Source organism: Algoriphagus sp., assembly GCF_024305035.1.
Classification (GTDB): Bacteria; Bacteroidota; Bacteroidia; order Cytophagales; family Cyclobacteriaceae; genus Algoriphagus.
Genome location: NZ_JAMWZB010000028.1, coordinates 17160 through 35417 on the forward strand (window position 1 = coordinate 17160; position 18258 = coordinate 35417).

At 42.0% G+C, this 18258-nt stretch carries 15 protein-coding genes; 8 read left to right on the forward strand and 7 right to left on the reverse strand.

Features of this window, described 5'->3' with window-relative positions:
• Positions 1–4: 4 nt before the first annotated feature.
• From Q0L00_RS15410 to recQ, 4 genes are read right to left on the reverse strand one after another with little or no spacing between them, the layout of a single operon-like run.
• Complete coding sequence (locus Q0L00_RS15410) at positions 5–457, reverse strand: gliding motility lipoprotein GldH (protein ID WP_297337779.1); 453 nt, start codon at positions 455–457, stop codon at positions 5–7.
• Entirely contained in the window at positions 450–1868 is a 1419-nt protein-coding gene (gene ricT, locus Q0L00_RS15415) for a regulatory iron-sulfur-containing complex subunit RicT (RefSeq protein WP_297337780.1), read from the reverse strand. Before ricT ends, Q0L00_RS15410 begins: the two co-directional genes overlap by 8 nt.
• Before the next feature lie 40 nt (positions 1869–1908).
• Positions 1909–3198, reverse strand: coding sequence for a phosphoribosylamine--glycine ligase (gene purD, locus Q0L00_RS15420; RefSeq protein WP_297337781.1), 1290 nt, complete (start codon positions 3196–3198; stop codon positions 1909–1911).
• Positions 3199–3213: 15 nt separating this feature from the next.
• Positions 3214–5394 (reverse strand): DNA helicase RecQ, encoded by a 2181-nt coding sequence (gene recQ, locus Q0L00_RS15425; protein WP_297337782.1) that lies wholly within the window; start codon positions 5392–5394, stop codon positions 3214–3216.
• A gap of 97 nt (positions 5395–5491) precedes the next feature.
• Here recQ and Q0L00_RS15430 point away from each other — a divergent pair, with 97 nt between their 5' ends.
• Together Q0L00_RS15430 and Q0L00_RS15435 are read left to right on the forward strand one after the other, a co-directional pair.
• Positions 5492–6460, forward strand: a complete 969-nt coding sequence (locus Q0L00_RS15430; RefSeq protein WP_297337783.1) for a KpsF/GutQ family sugar-phosphate isomerase — start codon at positions 5492–5494, stop codon at positions 6458–6460.
• Positions 6461–6468: 8 nt separating this feature from the next.
• Entirely contained in the window at positions 6469–7542 is a 1074-nt protein-coding gene (locus Q0L00_RS15435) for a mannose-1-phosphate guanylyltransferase (RefSeq protein ID WP_297337784.1), read from the forward strand.
• Between the two features lie 21 nt (positions 7543–7563).
• On the opposite strand, the gene rlmB is transcribed toward Q0L00_RS15435, so the two are convergent.
• Entirely contained in the window at positions 7564–8340 is a 777-nt protein-coding gene (gene rlmB, locus Q0L00_RS15440; RefSeq protein ID WP_297337785.1) for a 23S rRNA (guanosine(2251)-2'-O)-methyltransferase RlmB, read from the reverse strand.
• On the reverse strand, positions 8313–9548 hold the full coding sequence (locus tag Q0L00_RS15445) for a GWxTD domain-containing protein (protein ID WP_297337786.1): 1236 nt from the start codon (positions 9546–9548) through the stop codon (positions 8313–8315). The genes rlmB and Q0L00_RS15445 overlap by 28 nt, the downstream gene beginning before the upstream one ends.
• 61 nt (positions 9549–9609) lie before the next feature.
• On the opposite strand from Q0L00_RS15445, the gene Q0L00_RS15450 reads away from it, so the two are divergent.
• Positions 9610–10386, forward strand: a complete 777-nt coding sequence (locus Q0L00_RS15450; protein WP_297337787.1) for a class I SAM-dependent methyltransferase — start codon at positions 9610–9612, stop codon at positions 10384–10386.
• Between the two features lie 50 nt (positions 10387–10436).
• Here Q0L00_RS15450 and Q0L00_RS15455 read toward each other — a convergent pair whose 3' ends face one another.
• Positions 10437–13421, reverse strand: coding sequence for a DUF2723 domain-containing protein (locus Q0L00_RS15455; RefSeq protein ID WP_297337788.1), 2985 nt, complete (start codon positions 13419–13421; stop codon positions 10437–10439).
• Positions 13422–13582: 161 nt separating this feature from the next.
• Here Q0L00_RS15455 and trxA point away from each other — a divergent pair, with 161 nt between their 5' ends.
• The 5 genes from trxA (at position 13583) to Q0L00_RS15480 (ending at position 18026) form a co-directional block, all read left to right on the forward strand.
• Complete coding sequence (gene trxA / locus Q0L00_RS15460; protein ID WP_297337789.1) at positions 13583–13903, forward strand: thioredoxin; 321 nt, start codon at positions 13583–13585, stop codon at positions 13901–13903.
• Between the two features lie 87 nt (positions 13904–13990).
• Positions 13991–15412: an MBL fold metallo-hydrolase gene (locus tag Q0L00_RS15465; RefSeq protein ID WP_297337790.1), complete on the forward strand. Its 1422-nt coding sequence runs from the start codon at positions 13991–13993 to the stop codon at positions 15410–15412.
• Between the two features lie 90 nt (positions 15413–15502).
• On the forward strand, positions 15503–16915 hold the full coding sequence (locus Q0L00_RS15470) for a hypothetical protein (protein ID WP_297337791.1): 1413 nt from the start codon (positions 15503–15505) through the stop codon (positions 16913–16915).
• 37 nt (positions 16916–16952) lie between these two features.
• Positions 16953–17525: a YeeE/YedE thiosulfate transporter family protein gene (locus Q0L00_RS15475; protein ID WP_297337792.1), complete on the forward strand. Its 573-nt coding sequence runs from the start codon at positions 16953–16955 to the stop codon at positions 17523–17525.
• Positions 17526–17537: 12 nt separating this feature from the next.
• Complete coding sequence (locus Q0L00_RS15480; RefSeq protein ID WP_297337793.1) at positions 17538–18026, forward strand: DUF6691 family protein; 489 nt, start codon at positions 17538–17540, stop codon at positions 18024–18026.
• The last annotated feature ends 232 nt before the right edge of the window (positions 18027–18258 follow it).

An 18258-nucleotide genomic window follows, 5' to 3' on the forward strand; every position in this document is an offset into this window, starting at 1 on the left:
TTTTTCAGTCTATAATTTTTATCCCAGCTGCTTCTATTCCAGAAAGATGCTCTGTTCGCATGTATTGGAGCAGGGTAATCGACACGGTATGATTTGGGATTGAAAAAGGCAAGGTGTCGTATTTAGTAAAAGTACTACCAAATCCATCCCCTAGAGGCTCTCCTGTTTTTGAATCAAAAAGTGGGATATCCAATAATTTATTCGCAAGAATTGATCGCGTGGAATCTCTACTGATTACCCGAATGTAACAGTTGGAGTATCTGTATTCTTCATTAAATCGAAGGGCAATGAGCGCTTTTTTACCTGTTAAATCAATCGCTTCAAGTTCAAATTGCAGGCTGTCGGAAATATTCCAAGATTGATTTTCAAGAGAAATAAATTCCTCATAAACCCTTCTTTGGCCACAAGAGAAAAACAGGAAAACCAAAGCCAGAAATAAATAGGTTGACTTATTCATTACTTGAACCTTTAGTTGAATTAGGCCCCTGGTTTTTCCTGGGAGGAAATTTCCGTTTCCCTTCCTGGGTATTTTTGTGGGGATTTGGTTTTGGTGCACTGCTTCCAGTTTCCAGATTTTGGGGTTTTGGCACTTTTCCTTGAGGGTTGGGAGGTCGGCGGCGACTTTTATTCCGACGTTTCCTGTTTTCTGGATTAGTTTGGTCAGGTTTCCTGTTGTCAGCCTCTTTACTTCGAGGATTTCTGGGCGAAGGAGCCGCTGACTTCGAAGGAGTAGGTAAATCCTGATTCGATTGATTTCGGGTTTTGTTTCTAGGCTTTTTCTTTTTCTTCTTTTTAGCAAATTTCTTATCTAAAATCTCTAGTTCCCGAGTGGATTGGGCAGCTAGATCTTCCAGCTCAGAGGACTCGTTAAACTGAAGATTAAATACCTTTTTTCCTTGACTATTAATTTCTTGGATTTCCTTTACCCGATCGCAAGTAATGCTGTGCCAATCATTGTCGTGGTTATAACTGAACCACATGAGTTTTCTGAAAATGTCTGTTTTTTGAAGTTTAGCAGGCCCCTGCTCAGTTTGAAGGGGTCTTTCTACTGATGGAATGTCCTTAATGGCATCCATGTAAGTATCCAGCTCATAATTAAGGCAGCACTTCAGTCGACCGCATTGTCCACTGAGTTTACTGGGATTAAGTGATAGATTTTGATAGCGAGCCGCTGAGGTACTGACATTTTTAAAATCAACAAGCCAAGTCGAGCAACAAAGCTCCCGGCCGCAAACTCCTATTCCTCCTAATCTTCCAGCTTCTTGTCGAAGGCTGATTTGGCGCATTTCTACTCGGATTTTAAATTCTCCGGCCAATACTTTGATTAGTTCACGAAAATCTACCCGCTCATCGGCAGAATAGTAAAAAGTAGCTTTGGAATTGTCCGCTTGATATTCTACATCAGACATTTTCATTTTAAGCCCGAGTTCTTGGACTATCTGACGACAACGGTAAAGCGTGGGCATTTCCCGATTTCGGGCTTCTTCCCATTTTTCCAAATCCTTTGCATTAGCAATCCGATATATTCTCAAAATTGAATCATCATTTCTGATTTTTCGCTTTTGCATTTGCAATCTCACGAGTTCTCCTTGTAGGGAAACATAGCCAATATGATGGCCACTCGGAACATCGACAACCACGGGATCTCCTGTATTGAGTGCGAGGTAATCGACATTGCGGTAGTATTCCTTTCTACCGCCTTTGAATTTAATTTCGACAATATCGTAGGTATCGACCTGAGGAATTCCCATGTGGGAAAGCCAGTCGAATGCATTCATTTTATTACAATCGCTCGTACCGCAGGTGCCGTTGTTTTGGCAGCCTCCGGAACCACCCGGAGTGGTGGAGCAGCTACTACATCCTGACATATATTTAGACAAGGTATGAAAACCTTGATTAGTTTTGGGTTTAATTTTTTAATGCTAAGATATCTTGACCGATATCCTTTCGGAAGTAGGATTTTTCCCAAGAAATTTGGGAAACCGTTTCGTAAGCATTTTCCAAAGCATTTTCCAGGGAATTTCCCCTTCCGGTCACGGCTAGTACTCTACCTCCTTGATTAATCAATTGGTTCTCCTGATTAAATGCCGTTCCTGCATGGAAGATGGTCGCATGGTTTGTTTTTTCTGGCAAGCTGATGGGGAATCCTTTCTGATAAGATTCCGGATAGCCACCACTGACCATTACGACTGTAGTGGCATAGTCATCTGATATTTTCAGCGAATAATCTTGCAAAGTGCCGGTTCCAATAGACCAGAGCAAATCCACAAAATCGCTTTCGATTCGGGGAAGTACTGCTTCGGTTTCGGGGTCGCCCATACGCACATTGTATTCGATCACATAAGGCTCGCCATTTTTATTCATTAAGCCGATGAAAAGAAAACCTTTGTAGGGAATATCCTCTGCGGCCAAACCGGCTACTGTAGGTTGGACGACTTGAGTTTCCACTTTTCTCATGAATTCTGAATCTGCAAAAAGCACAGGAGAAACAGCACCCATTCCACCAGTATTGAGACCCGTGTCTTTTTCACCGATACGCTTGTAGTCTTTTGCTTCAGGAAGGATACTGTAGCTTTTGCCGTCGGTAGCCACAAAAACTGACAATTCTATCCCCGTCAAAAACTCCTCAATTACCACTTTGGATGAGGCGGCGCCAAACTTTTGATCCAGAAGCATTTCTTTTAAAGCTGACTTGGCTTCCTGAAGACTATCAAGAATCAAAACACCTTTACCTGCCGCTAGTCCATCGGCTTTTAGGACGATAGGTAGGGATTGTTTCTCCAGATAAGCCAAGCCTTCTTCCAGCTGGTTTGCATCGAAGGTTTCATAAGCCGCTGTTGGGATTTGGTTTCGCTGCATAAAACGCTTCGAAAAGTCCTTACTCCCCTCCAAAGTCGCTCCTAACTTAGGTGGTCCTACAACAGGAATTTCTTTGGTTTTGTCATCGGAAAGCAAAAAGTCGATCAATCCTTTGACCAATGGCTCCTCAGGACCTACCACGACTAGGTCGATTTTATTTTCCAGGACCGCAGTTTTTATCTGCTCAAAGTCAGTGACCGAAATCGGGAGATTGGTCGCAATAGACTGCGTTCCGGCATTTCCAGGTGCGACAAATAAGTTGCTGCATTTTGGGCTTTGTACAATTTTCCAAGCGAAGGCATGTTCACGTCCTCCGCTTCCCAATAGGAGTATATTCATGGATAAGATTCAGGTTTAGTTGGCATGCTCAGAAATGAACTTGATTCGATAGACTCTTAGCTCGTCTTCGGCAAAGTCTTCCTCTTCAAGTTCCTCCAATGCTGCCTTGATATGATCAGTTTCAGCATTCATGAAATAATCGTGGAGAATTTCTTCCCGCTCATCATCCATGATATGGTGAATGTAGTAATCGATGTTTAATTTTGTACCGCTATAGATAATCTGCTCGATTTCCTGCAGTAATTCGGCCATGGTGAAATTGAGGTTATCCGCAATTTCATCTAAGTCGATTTTTCGATCGATTTGCTGGATAATTGAAATTTTGACTTTTGATCGGGTGCCAGAGGATTTGACTACCACGTCAGATGCAGTTTCTATTTCATTTTCTTCGACATAATTGTTGATAAGCTTCAAAAAGCTTGATCCAAATTTAGCCACTTTTCCCATCCCCACACCGTTGATTTGGGCGAGTTCCTCTCGAGTTGTTGGGTAAACAGTGGCCATTTCCTCCAAGGATGGATCTTGAAAAATCACATAAGGGGGAAGGCCTTTTGACCGGGCTACTTTCTTTCGCTCAGCTTTGAGTAACTCGAAGAGTTTTTCATCATAAGCCACGCCGCCAGCATTGACTTCCACTTCAGGTTGGTCGTTTTCCAACTCTTTTTCAAAGTCATGATCTTCGTAAAATGCCAAAGAGTAGGGAGCTTCAAGGAATTTTGAACCTTTATCGGTTATTTTTAAAATTCCATAGTTTTCGATGTCTTTTTCCAAAAGATTCATCACCAAAGCTTGTCGATAGACCGAGGTCCAGCGTTTTTCACTTTCCTCTTTTCCGGAACCGAAAACTTCAAGTTGATCGTGTTGGTAGCTTTCGACGTAATCGTTTTTCTCTCCCAGGATCACTTTGACTAGATGATCGAGCCCAAAGCGCTCTTTGGTCTGTTTCACAGCTTCTAATGCTGTGACCGCCAACTCCATTCCCTCGTAGGTTTCTCGCTCTCGCTTACAGTTGTCACAAAAGCCGCAGTCTTCATCCATGGTTTCCCCAAAGTAGTTGAGGATAAATTTTCGACGGCATACCCCTGTTTCGGCGTAAGCGGCCATTTCTTGGAGCAGTAACTTAGCATTTTCTCGCTCAGTAACCGCTTTGTCTTTGTTGAATTTGTCGAGTTTGATAATGTCATCGTAACGATAAAACATCAGGCAATGTCCTTCCAGTCCATCCCTTCCTGCTCGACCGGTTTCCTGGTAGTATCCCTCCAGTGATTTTGGCACATCGTAGTGAATGACATACCGCACGTCTGGTTTATCTATTCCCATCCCAAAAGCGATGGTGGCCACGATTACATCCAATTCCTCATTGAGAAAATCATCTTGATTTTTAATCCGAACTGCGGATTCCAAACCCGCATGATAGGGTGCTGCATTGATCTGATTTACCTTGAGAAGATTGGCGATTTCCTCTACCTTTTTTCTGCTTAGGCAATAGATGATCCCTGATTTTCCCTTGTGGGACTTAATAAATTTAATCAGGTGCTTCTTGGAGTCGTTTTTGACTTTTGGACGGACTTCGTAAAATAAATTGGTCCGGTTAAAGGAGGATTTAAACAGGTCGGCTTCCTCCATTTGAAGATTTCGTTGAATATCCTGCTGCACTTTAGGAGTAGCGGTGGCAGTCAGGGCAATGATCGGAAGATTCGGAGCGATCTGTGCGACAATGGATTTTATCCTTCGATACTCGGGTCTGAAATCATGGCCCCATTCGGAGATACAGTGTGCTTCGTCGATGGCCACAAAACTCAAATGGGCTTCTTTCAAAAAGGCCACATTTTCTTCCTTGGTCAAGGATTCGGGTGCCACATAGAGGAGTTTGGTTTTTTTCTTCAAAACCTCGGACTTGACTCGATTTGATTCGGACTTGCTCAGAGTTGAATTGAGAAAATGAGCGTTGATCCCGATGGCGTTAAGTTGGTCTACTTGATTTTTCATCAAGGCGATCAAGGGAGATATCACCACAGCGGTTCCTTCGGATACAATTGCCGGGAGCTGATAGCAGAGAGATTTACCCGCACCAGTAGGCATAATGACGAAGGTATTTCGCTTTTTGAGCAAATTATCTACAATCGGTTCTTGGTTTCCGCGAAATTGACTGAAACCGAATATCTTCTTAAGATCTTCTTTTACTTTTTCTTCCACTTGGACGAGGGCTTTTAAGGTTAGTTAAACCCTGTAAACAGGAATGATTAATTACTTTTATACCTTTGTGCAAAATTAGTGATTAACACAGGTAAAATTGAATTTAGCTAAAAATATTAGAAATACAGCGCTCAGAGTACTGCAAAATGAAGCGGATGCAATCTTAAAGTTGAAAGATTACCTAAATGGTGATTTTGAGGCATGCGTACAGCACATTCTTCAGACCAAAGGACGCGTGGTGATTACCGGAATTGGAAAAAGTGCCATTATCGCCAACAAAATTGTGGCGACATTAAATTCCACGGGTACGCCAGCTTTGTTTATGCATGCCGCCGATGCGATCCATGGAGATTTAGGAATGATCCAATCCGATGACGTAGTTATTTGTATTTCAAAAAGTGGTAATACTCCTGAAATTAAGGTCTTGGTACCTTTGCTTAAGCGATTGGGATCCGTATTGGTGGCCTTGGTGAGCAACCCTCACAGTTATTTGGCGGAGCAGGCGAATTTTATACTGAATGCGACCATCGGGGAGGAGGCATGTCCTAATAATCTCGCACCTACCACAAGTACAACTGTTCATTTGGCGCTGGGAGATGCTTTGGCTGTCTGTCTGCTTGAGGCAAGGGGATTTACTTCGGAGGATTTTGCAAAATACCACCCAGGAGGTTCATTGGGTAAACAACTTTACCTAAAAGTATCTGATGTTTTGGGAAGTAATGAAGTGCCTAAAGTAAGCGAAACGGCAAATCTCGCTGAAGTGATCGTAGAAATAAGCGGCAAAAGACTAGGAGCAACAGCAGTAGTCAATGCTAACGATGAGCTGAAAGGAATCATCACAGATGGGGACTTGCGTAGGATGCTGCAGAAAACTCTTGATATTGCGCACTTACGAGCCTCGGATATTATGACTGCTTCTCCAAAAACGATTTCAAAAGATGAATTTGCCATTCGTGCTTTAAATATGATGCGTAATCATAATATCACACAGCTTGTGGCCATGGATGGGGAAAAAATCGCTGGATTTGTCCATATTCATGAATTAATGAAGGAAGGCATCGTTTAACCTAGTCCATGAATAATAAACCCTATATCGTCATAATGGCAGGTGGGATTGGTTCCCGCTTTTGGCCCTACAGCAGGAGAAAAAAACCTAAGCAATTTTTGGATGTACTCGGTACTGGACGTACGCTACTTCAGATGACTTTTGATCGATTCAGTGAGATAGCAGATACAGTGCAGTTTCGCATAATTACCTACAAAAAATATGTTCACCTGGTCAAAGAGCAACTTCCAGAGCTACAAGATGAACAGATTCTGATCGAACCTAATCGAAAAAATACCGCTACCTGTATTGCATATGCGACTTATAGAATCCATAGTTATGATCCTAATGCTACACTGATCGTCACTCCGGTGGATCATTTGATTTTGCAGGAAAGTAAATTTTTGAGAACGATCCAAAAGGCAGTAATTGCCGCACAAGAGGGCGACCGATTGATCACGCTTGGAATCAAACCCAATCGTCCTGAAACAGGCTATGGGTACATTCAGTATATCGAAGGGGTTGAAAAAGAGGTTCTTAAAGTTAAAACTTTTACTGAAAAGCCCAATTTAAAGTTAGCAAAGACCTTTTTAGAGAGTGGGGAATTTGTCTGGAATTCGGGGATGTTTGTCTGGAAATCAGCCAGTTTGATCAATGCCTTCCGAAAATACATGCCAGATTTGGCAGAAGTTTTTGAGGAGGCTACTGAGTATTTCGGTACAGAAAAGGAAGCCGAATTTGTGTCCAAAGCCTATTTACAGGTAAAAAATATTTCCATTGACTACGGTATCATGGAAAAATCCAGCGAAGTCTATGTGATTTTAGGCGAATTTGGTTGGGCAGATTTGGGTTCTTGGAATAGTTTGAAGGAGAACCGAGATAAAGATGAAAATCAAAATGTAGTAGAAGCGAATGCGTTGCTCTACAATACCAGAAACTGCTTTATTAAAACCGATAATGACAAGCTCGTGGTGGTCGAGGGGCTGGATAATTTCCTGATTAATGAAACAGATAATGTTTTGTTAATCTGTTCCTTAGACGGGGATCGAAAGTTCAGGGAATTTGTCTCTAATGCACGCAAAAAAGGAGAGGACTTTATCTAAGTCCTCTTTGAATGGATTTGTTTAAGCTTTCCGCTGACGGATGGCCTCGTAAATCGCTACACCGGCAGATACCGAAACATTTAAACTGTCGATATTTCCCGCCATCGGGATTTTAACCTTATGGTCAACGATTCCCATGATTTCTTGAGATATGCCATCTTCTTCAGATCCCATGACCATGGCTACGGGTACAGAAAAATCGGCTTCATACATGTTTTTTTCAGTCTTTTCAGTGATGGCGATCAGGGAAAGTCCCATTTTCTGAAGGTCTCTACAAGCGTAAAATAAATTTTTAACCCGAGCAACAGGGATATAATTTAATGCGCCGGCGGAGGTTTTTACCGCATCAGAATTAATCTGGGCACTGCCCTTTTCAGGAATGAGGATCGCATCCACCCCTGCGCATTCTGCCGTTCGGGCGATGGCGCCAAAGTTTCGCACATCGGTGATATGGTCCAAAATCAAAATTAAAGGGGATTTTCCCACAGCAAAACAGCTGTCTACTACATGGTCTAATGAAGCGTAGGAAATCGAAGACATTTGAGCAACGACCCCCTGATGATTTTTTCGGGTAATTCGGTTGAGTTTTGCTTCAGGGACCCGGACAACTGGAAGGTTTGCACTTTTGCAAACTTGCAAGAGCTCTTTGATCAGCTCATTATTGAGTTCCTTTTGAACCAGTATTTTATCAATATCTTTTCCGGCATGGATGGACTCCATCACCGCCCTGGTACCAAAAATAAAATCTTTTTCGTGGGCTCCTTTTTCGATTAAAAAGCCATCTTTCCGCTTCTCCATTGGGATATATTTTTAAACCAGATCGGCTGATAAGCTCTCGATCGATTTAAGGTGTAATAATGTGGGTTAAGTATGTTCTTAACCCGCGCAAAGGTAAATCGAATTTTTGAACTCTCGTCTACCCCTTGGTAAGTCCAGACCTCCCTGTCTAAAAAGAAATTGACTTCCTGAGGTGGCCCCATGACGATGTACACCATTCCCTTATCGGTTTTCCAGCCAGCTTTGAAGTCGGTAAATAGGATATTGGCAAACTCCACTTGCCGAAAATATTCTCGAATAAGTTCCTTAGCAGTTTCCGGGTTTTTAGTCAAATTAATCCAGTATTCGTCTAAAGCTCGTTTTTTATCTTCAGCGGTAAGCAGCGTTTCGTGTTCGCGCCGAGTAGAAATATAAGTAACCATTTGAACCATTTCTTCCCAATCTTTCACTTTTGGGAAAGCTTCGTGTGTGGTCTTGACCAATACTCCATTGGTATCAGCAGTGTCTTGCTGAAAAAAATAGTATCCGAGTTCGCTTAATTCTTTGGGAACATTGGCCAGGAAGTCACCTTCGTCCACTACATTCAGTTCTCTGGGAACTGGTGCAGGCTTGGTTTCCATGGGTGGGTAAGGGACTTCAAATTCCATGGGATAATAGAATCCATGAAGATTTGGTCCTTGGGACGATTTGAAAAGTAAAGCTTCTCCAGCTGGTAGATAGGTCTGGTCAAAAGGGACATCATTGGCATAATAAGCTCCGAAGGTTGGGTGAGAAAAAACAAAGGGGCTTTTTAAATCGACATGGTAATAATAGGAGTCGCCTTGTCGTGTATCCAGGGCCGTTAATAAAACGATCGCCTGTTCTTGATCGCTAGGGATTTCAATTTCCCGTTCAAATACCCAGTGACGATCCGTATCAAATTTCAACTCACTTTCACCCAATAAGATCGTATTCTCCGCAGTAATCGGCTCGTCATAGCCACTCACCAAATTATAGGAGAAGCTATAAGTATTGAACGCTGAATTCTCTTCGATTTTTTCTACAACGAATTGGGTAATAAATCGATCTTTACCTTTTTTGATCGGGATTATTTTCAATGCCAATCGAGAATATCTCGAGTAGCGGAGCGTCTGATTTAATTCGCTAATTGAGCTTTGAGAAATGGCCTGATACGGAGCTCCTGTTATCAAGAGTAAAAAAAGTAAAATCGGAATTAGGTTTTGCTTCATTGGGTATTGATCTTCGGTTTTAAAAATTAACCTTACTTTTGCCAAAATAGTAAAATTTCTAATGGCTACCTATACAACGGAAATTGCATCTGATAAGTTAATCAGCGATAATCCCATTCATCAGCGCTTGCTCAAAGCCTATTTTGCTGCCCAGCCTTGGGTTAGTGGATCCCTGCTGGAGATCGGTTGTGGCGAAGGTCGAGGAGTGGAGACCTTGCTGCCACTGGCCGATTCGTATTTAGGTATTGATAAAATCGGAGAGGTTATTCAAAGCCTCAAACAAAGCTTTCCCGAGGTGGAGTTCAAGCAAGCAGTAATTCCTCCATTTGAAGGAATTGCAGATCAGTCCTTTGACACAATTGTGAGTTTTCAGGTAATTGAGCATATCGAGAATGATCAACTTTTCCTTCAGGAAATTTACCGGATGCTCAAACCTGGAGGGAAAGCCATTATTTCCACTCCAAATAATACCCATACCCTGTCAAGAAATCCTTGGCATGTCAGGGAGTACTTACCTCAAGAATTAATCGATTTATCTACCTCCATTTTTGATCGTGTGGAGGCAAAAGGGATTGGTGGAAATGAAAAAGTCTGGGCCTATCATGAAGCCAATCGAAAATCAGTTCAGAAAATCATGCGCTTTGATGTTCTAGACCTGCAGCACAAGCTTCCTGCTTGGATTTTAAAAATGCCTTATGAAATTCTCAATCGAATGAATCGTAATAAACTGCACAAACAGCAAGGCGATTCGGTTACTCGAATCAGTCACGAAGATTATCCTTTGGTCGATAAACCTGCTTTGGGTTTGGATCTTTTTTACATTCTTTGGAAAAAGTAAAAAGGCCGGACATTTCGTCCAGCCTTTCGGTTTAACCAGATAATATAGTACTATTTACGCTGTAATACGCCCGGCTGATTGCTCTCAGCCCCGACAAAGTCCTCGAGCCTAAGCTTGAGTTCTTGGGCTCTTTCTTGATAGCCTCTTTCTTCCAATAGAGGAATGAAGTATTTGACCATTTCGATTGAAATCATCATTTCCCGATCGTAATCTCTATTTTCTAGGGTATAATATTCAATCATATCCAGTGATTTTTTAGAGATTTTATCGATGATTTCCAAGGCTTTTTCTTCCTCACCTACTTCAAAAAACAAAGGAACGGATTGACCACTTGCCAAATCGTATGGGATCGCTTCATCAGGCATGACTTCAAGACCGTAATTGAGAATGTTAGCTGCTCGCTCCATATCATCTTGGTCCAAGAGAGCGATAGCTATACTATTGATCGCACTTCGATGGTTGGAGGCAAATCGTCGATATTCCTCATCCAAATAGGCTTTAGGGTTGTCCATGCCTCGGAAGGCAAACTTAGTCATGTAGTTTTCATAGGCTAGATCCACATTGACTAATTCTTCTCTGACATATTCAGGTTTTCGGATAGGAAGAAGTCGGTAGGTCAATCCTTCCATTACGACATGATCTTCGATATTGATTCCAATGGTGGCCAGTGAAGTATTATTAAAATAAATGGGGCGTTCCCAATTGTTGCTGGCGATCAAGTCAAGAAGCATCAAGGTTCCCTTAGTTACGTATTGACCTTTAATCTGCAAATTGATTTGTGGGGTGTAAAGGGAGATAAACTCCTCCGGAATGATGTTTTTCTCAGCTACCGAGCTGCTATCCACGTCTAGAATAAGATTTCGGGAAGGCACCATATTAACTTGGGCTTTTCCTCCGGTCCGCATGCGCAGTAAATCGGAACCAGAATTAAGTAGTTTTAAGTATTCACGGGCGGAAATTGCATCCATTCCATCCCGCTCCATGACATAAAGGACATCATTGGTTCCTTTTTGATACCGTTCCGGGTCTAATGAAAAAGGAAGTGGTTCAGATTCATTGGCAGGAAGGGTCATTTGATCCACATACCAGTCGGTGTCGAAGTAACTCAAGACGATTACTCGGACGTCAGTTCGGAACCCTTCGACTTCCTGAACATACCAAAGTGGGAAGGTATCATTGTCTCCTCCAGTAAACAAAATAGCGTTTGGCGCACAGGAAGCAAGGAAATTTCGTGCAGAGTCAACAGAAAAATATCTCCCTTTTCGGTTGTGATCATTCCAGTTTTCGGCTGCCATTAGGCCTGCAACCGGGATGGTCAGCAAGGTAGCTGCGATCCCTGCAGTTGCTAGATTTTTGGTAACCTTAGCCAAGCTGTGTGCAATAGCTAAAACGCCCATTCCAGCCCAGATGGCAAAGGCATAAAAACTACCCACATAGATGTAATCCCGTTCCCTAGGTTCCACAGGCGGAGAATTGAGATAAAGTACCAAAACCGCTCCCATCATCAGAAAAAGCATCAAGTTGATGTAAAAGGATTTGGGATCCACTTTTGCCTGGAAAAACAATCCGATAATTCCCAGCAAAAGGGGGAGCATCAGATAATTATTATGTGCTTTATTTTCTTTGATGTATTCGGGGAATTTATCCGAAAAGGCATCGGTCAAACCGATCCAAGGTGCATCGGTAAAGTCACTTTCTCTTCCGGAAAAATTCCACATGAAATACCGCCAATACATGTGACCGAGTTGATGACTAAACATAAAATACAAATTATCTCCGAAAGTGGGTTCTTGACCTTCTCTCAAACCCAACTTTTGACGATAAATCCGTTTATGGTTTTCCTGTGTGGAATAGATTCTTGGAAGGATGGTTGTCTTTTCTGGATCGTAGGTATTTTTCAATTCATAGTCGGCGATTTCATACTTCTCATTTCCTTTACGGTAAATGGGGGCTCCTTCCACTTGATCCACCAGTTGGGCTGTGAAATATTGTCCATGAATTAAAGGACGGTAGCCATATTGCTCTCGTTTCAAATAGGAAATATAGCTAATGACATCTTTAGGAGCATTTTGATTAATCACTGGATCCTGATTGGCACGAACTACAATCAGGGTGTAAGAACTGTAGCCTATCAAAATAAAGATCAGTGAAAGTAAAATCGTATTCAGACCGGCCATTGCTTTTTTGCGGGAATAACGATAGGCAAAATACAAGGCTGTAAAAAAGACAATCCCAAAAAAGATAATACCTGATCCAAAAGGAAGTCCGAGGCTATTGACAAAAAAGATTTCGGTCGAACCAGCAATACTTGGCAATCCCGGGATAATGAAATTATTGATAATCACTAAAGCCACTCCACCTAATAAGAAAGCAATGATGCCACCTTTGAGTGTGGGTTTTTGGTATTTTTTGAAATAATAGATTAAAGCTAATGCAGGCAATGTGACCAAGTTGAGCAAGTGAACCCCAATCGAAAGTCCCACCAAATAGGCTATGAAAATCATCCATTTATTTTCTTCCCGAGGAGCTTTGATTACGTCCCATTTGAGAAAAGCCCAAATCACAATGGCAGTGAAAAAGGAGGACATGGCGTATACTTCAGCTTCGACTGCAGAGAACCAGAAACTATCAGAGAATGTATAAATCAATGACCCGACAATTCCGGCTCCCATTAAGCTGATTACTTGCCCTTTACTTTCTTGGTTAGAAACCACTCCAAGCAGTTTTCTTCCGAAAAGCGTGATTGACCAAAATAAGAAAAGGATAGTAAAACCAGAAAATAAGGCACTTCCGATATTCATCCAATAGGCTACGCTTAGTTCATTACCAAAGGCTAAAAAACTGAATATCCGATAGACCAATAGAAAGAACGGAGCTCCCGGAGGGTGGGGTACCTGAAGCTTATACGAAACGGCAATAAACTCTCCAGGATCCCAAAAACTGGCAGTTTGCTCTACTGTTAGCACATATACTAAAGTAGCCACTGCAAAGACAACCCAACCGGTAATGTTGTTAATTTGCTTGTAATTGAGCATTTATATGGAAATTTTGACGGACGAAATTAGGAAAATTATTCCCAAATCGTGGAATTTTAGCACTTTTTAAAACTAAGTATAAAAAGTGTCTTGTGATTTTTATTACTGAACGGGGGAGGGTACAACCTTTATATTTGTGAAGTATTTTAAATCACATCCAAATGAGTACACAACCTAAATCATTTCAGGAATTGATCGAGGGGGAAACCCCAGTCTTAGTTGATTTCTTCGCTACCTGGTGCGGACCTTGCAAAATGATGCAACCTATCTTAGAAGATACAGCTCGACAGTTGGGAGAAAAAGTAAAAATCGTTAAGGTCGATGTGGATCGAAATCAACTGGCCGCGAGTAAATTTCAGGTTCGTGGAGTGCCTACTTTGATTCTCTTCCACAAAGGAAAAATTCTTTGGAGACAATCGGGCGTCGTGCCGGCTCACCAGTTGGTTCAGCTGATCCAATCCCAGCAAGTAGTTGCCTCATGATGGCATTGTGACAAAAGTCATGTTGACATTCTAATGTTCTGAATAGTTTTGAAAATTAGTATCAATTGAATCTAATAAATTAAGCATATGAAAATCGAACAAATCTATACGGGCTGCCTAGCCCAAGGTGCCTACTACCTCGAGTCCAACGGAGAGGCTGCGGTGATTGATCCGCTTCGAGAGGTTCAGCCCTATATTGAAAAAGCTGAGCGTAGAGGAGCAAAAATCAAGTATGTTTTCGAAACACATTTTCATGCAGACTTTGTGTCTGGGCATCAAGATTTAGCTGCTAAAACAGGGGCCAAAATCGTTTATGGTCCCACGGGAATGAAGATGGGATTTGAGGCGACTATAGCAGAAGATGGGCAGATTTTTGAATTGGGGAAATCAAAAATCAAGGTGATCCATACCCCGGGGCATACCATGGAATCGGTTTGCTATCTTTTGATTAATGAAGATGGAAAAGAAGAGGCGATTTTTACCGGTGATACCTTATTTATTGGTGATGTAGGTAGACCTGATCTGGCTCAAAAAGTGGTCAAGGATTTGACCCAGGAAAAATTAGCCGGTCATCTTTACGATTCACTTCGGAACAAAATTATGCCACTATCTGATGATTTGATCGTTTATCCGGCACACGGTGCGGGTTCGGCTTGTGGTAAAAATATGAGTAAAGAAACTTCCGATACGTTGGGTAACCAGAAGAAAACTAATTATGCGCTTCAGGAAATGACCAAAGAAGCGTTTGTTAAAGAAGTACTGACCGGATTAACTCCTCCTCCCGCCTATTTTCCTCAAAACGTCATGATGAACATACAGGGGTATGATAGTATAGATGAGGTACTGGAAAGAGGAATTAAACCCTTGAGCCCTTCAGAATTTGAAGCGGTAGCCAATGAAACCGGTGCCATGATTTTGGATACCCGCGACCCGCAGAGTTTTGCCAAAGGATTTATTCCCAACTCGATTAACATCGGGATCGATGGAAGTTTTGCGGTTTGGGTTGGAGCGATGATCCCCGATTTGAAACAGGAAATCTTGGTCGTTGCCGACCCGGGAAGAGAAGAAGAAGTGATCACTAGACTAGCCCGAGTGGGATACGATTATGCCCTTGGATATCTTCAAGGAGGATTTGAAGCTTGGAAAGCAGCCGGTGAGGAAGTGGACTCGATTACTTCCATTTCTGTAGAGGAATTAGCAAGAATTAAAGAATCTGACCCTGAGGCCTTGGTTTTAGATGTAAGAAAGAATTCCGAGTTTCTTTCAGAGCATGTCATTGGAGCAGAAAACGCACCACTTGATTACATCAATGACAGTATGCTCAAAGTCAAAAAAGATAAAACTTACTACGTCCATTGTGCGGGAGGATATCGGTCAATGATTTTTAATTCCATCTTGAGGGCACGTGGATACGATAATTTGATCGATGTAGACGGGGGATTCAAAGCAATTAAGGAATCCGGGAAGTTTAAGGTTTCCGACTATGTATGTCCCACTACCTTACTTTGAAAACAAAAATAAATTCAATTAGAAATGGCAGGCCTTCGGGCTTGCCATTTTTGGTATCTACCCTAAGGATGTGATTAAAGTCACAATTTTATGCCAATAATCATCCGCAAATTTGCAGTGTTCCTCGGATTAGGGATTTCCCTATTCCTGAGTTTTCCGGTAAACGCTCAACATGAGCACGAGCCGGAATCAGAAAATCCAGACGAAAAGTTGTTTGGAAAAGTACTGGAGAGTGGCTCATTTGAATTTCACCTTCGATCCTTCTTTATGAGTACACTCAACCAGGGCGATTTGACAGACTATATGACTTGGGGTACAGGAGCTGGTTTAGGGTATTTCAGTCCGAGATGGAAAGGTTTTGGGGTTGGATTTAGTGGTTTCTTTGTTTTCAGGCATTTCGAAAACAACATCACAGAAATGGACCCTCAGACCGGTTTATTCAATCGCTATGAGATGCTTTTGTATGACGCTCACCATCCCGACAACAATAAGGACATGGACCGGCTAGAGGAGTTTTATCTTTCTTACCAAAAAGAGCAACTCTCGATCTGGGCAGGAAGACATCACTTTGAAAGTCCACTGCTCAATGCTTCAGATAATCGGATGCGTCCCAATCTCTACAGTGGGATCTCAGTGGATTATGAGCCCGGAAAATTCCGAATAAACGGAGCTTGGTTTTCCCATGTCATTTCGAGAGGATCTTTGGAGTGGGTATCCGTAGCAGAGTCCTTTGGGACCTATTCTACTGGAAGAAATCCGGTTTATGGCCTACAGGAAAGTTACCAGCATCATGTAGAGTCCAAAGGAATAGCTGTGATCGGTGCCGAATACAAAGGAGAAATGCTAAATCTTAAAGCCTGGAATTACCTGGCCGAAAATGTCTTTAACCTGACGTTTTTAGAAGGTACGGGAACATTCGGTGCTCAACATGGGCAGCAATTCCTCTGGGGGGCCCAAGGGTTTTATGAAAGTGCTCTAGCAGAAGGAGGAAATCCAAAGGTAGAAAATGCTTACCTGCTAAAGGATGAAAGCACTTTTGGATTAGGTTTTCAGCTTGGAATGGCTTGGCCACATGCTAAGTGGACGGTGAATTACTTGGGGATTTCCGATCAAGGCCGTTTTCTTTTCCCTCGGGAATGGGGACGAGAGCAGTTCTTTGTGAGTTTGCAACGTGAGCGGCATGAAGGTATGGGAGGGGTCAACGCAATAATGACTCAATATGATCACACCTTTATTCAGGATAAACTCAAAGTCAGTTTGGGAGCAGCACATGTGAAAAGCCCTGATTTGAATAATGTTGAATTGAATAAGTATGGTGTACCTACTTATTATCATTTCTCTGGTCTTTTGGATTATCGCTTTGATGGATTCTTCAAAGGATTGGATTTTCAGCTTTTGGCCGTATATAAAAAAGAAGACCGAGATCAGCAGATTCCTTTAGAATATGTCCTTAATCGGGTAAATATGCTGAATATGAACTTAATCTTGGATTACAGATTTTAAATCAAAAAGCAACTAATAAACAAAACAACTTTAGAATATGATGGAGTGGATAACTCAACCTTGGCCATGGTATGTAGCAGGTCCCTTGATTGGGCTCACTGTACCGGCGTTGTTAATTTTAGGAAATAAGACTTTTGGGATTTCATCTTCACTGCGCCACGTTTGTGCCGCCTGTGTTCCTGCTGGGATTCCTTTCTTTACCTATAACTGGAAAAAAGAAATCTGGAACTTACTCTTTGTAGTAGGGATATTGATTGGGGGGGTTATTGCCACCAATTTCTTGGCAAATCCCAATGAAATCATCATTGCAGAATCGACCAAAGCAGACTTGACTGCACTAGGGGTGACTGATTATGGCAATCTGTTGCCTTCGGATATTTTCTCTTGGGAAAATCTATTTACCGCTAAGGGACTTTTGTTCTTTGTGATCGGTGGGTTTTTGGTTGGATTTGGAACTCGCTATGCGGGAGGATGTACATCCGGTCATGCGATTATGGGGATTAGTTCTTTGCAGTGGCAGTCTGTTGTAGCAACAATGTTCTTCATGATCGGAGGGTTTTTGATGACCCACGTGATGTTGGAGCCTTTAATGAAATGGGTAGGATTTTAATCAAGAAAGAAAATGAAAGTAGCAGAAAAAATAACGAGACAGGATTCGCATTGTGAGGCCCCCAATCTTCGAGCAAATCATGACAAAGGAGTAGAGCTGTTGAAATATTTGATTTTAGGGGTTCTTTTTGGGATCGTCTTTGTCAAAGCCGAAGTGATCTCATGGTTTAGAATTCAGGAGATGTTTCGACTGCAATCGTTTCACATGTATGGGGTGATTGGGTCAGCGGTGATAACGGGAATTATTTCGATTCAAGTAATCAAGCGATTTGGAATAAAAACTATCCATGGAGAAGCCATTAATATTCCAAAAAAGGAGTTTAGAAAAGGACAGGTAATCGGTGGATTTATCTTTGGATTGGGATGGGCGCTGACGGGAGCATGTCCGGGTCCGCTATTTGCGCAGATTGGAAGCGGATATACCGTGATTTTGGTAACACTGTTCTCTGCTTTAGCAGGGACTTGGGTCTATGGGCGATTTGCGGATAAATTTCCAAACTAAGTATTGACTTCATCAAAAAGCCGCAAGATTTTAGTTTGCGGCTTTTTTTAGTTAAATACCTTCTTGATAATAAACCTAATCATCATAATAATCGTCGCCAGTATCGCCCCCACAATTACAAATTCCATAATCTCGATTTTTAAAATAACCCGTGGGCTCTAAAATAGTTTTAGCCAGTCGGCTGGTATCCTCTTTTTTTACTGTGAAACTTCTTTTATTTGCAGGACCTATT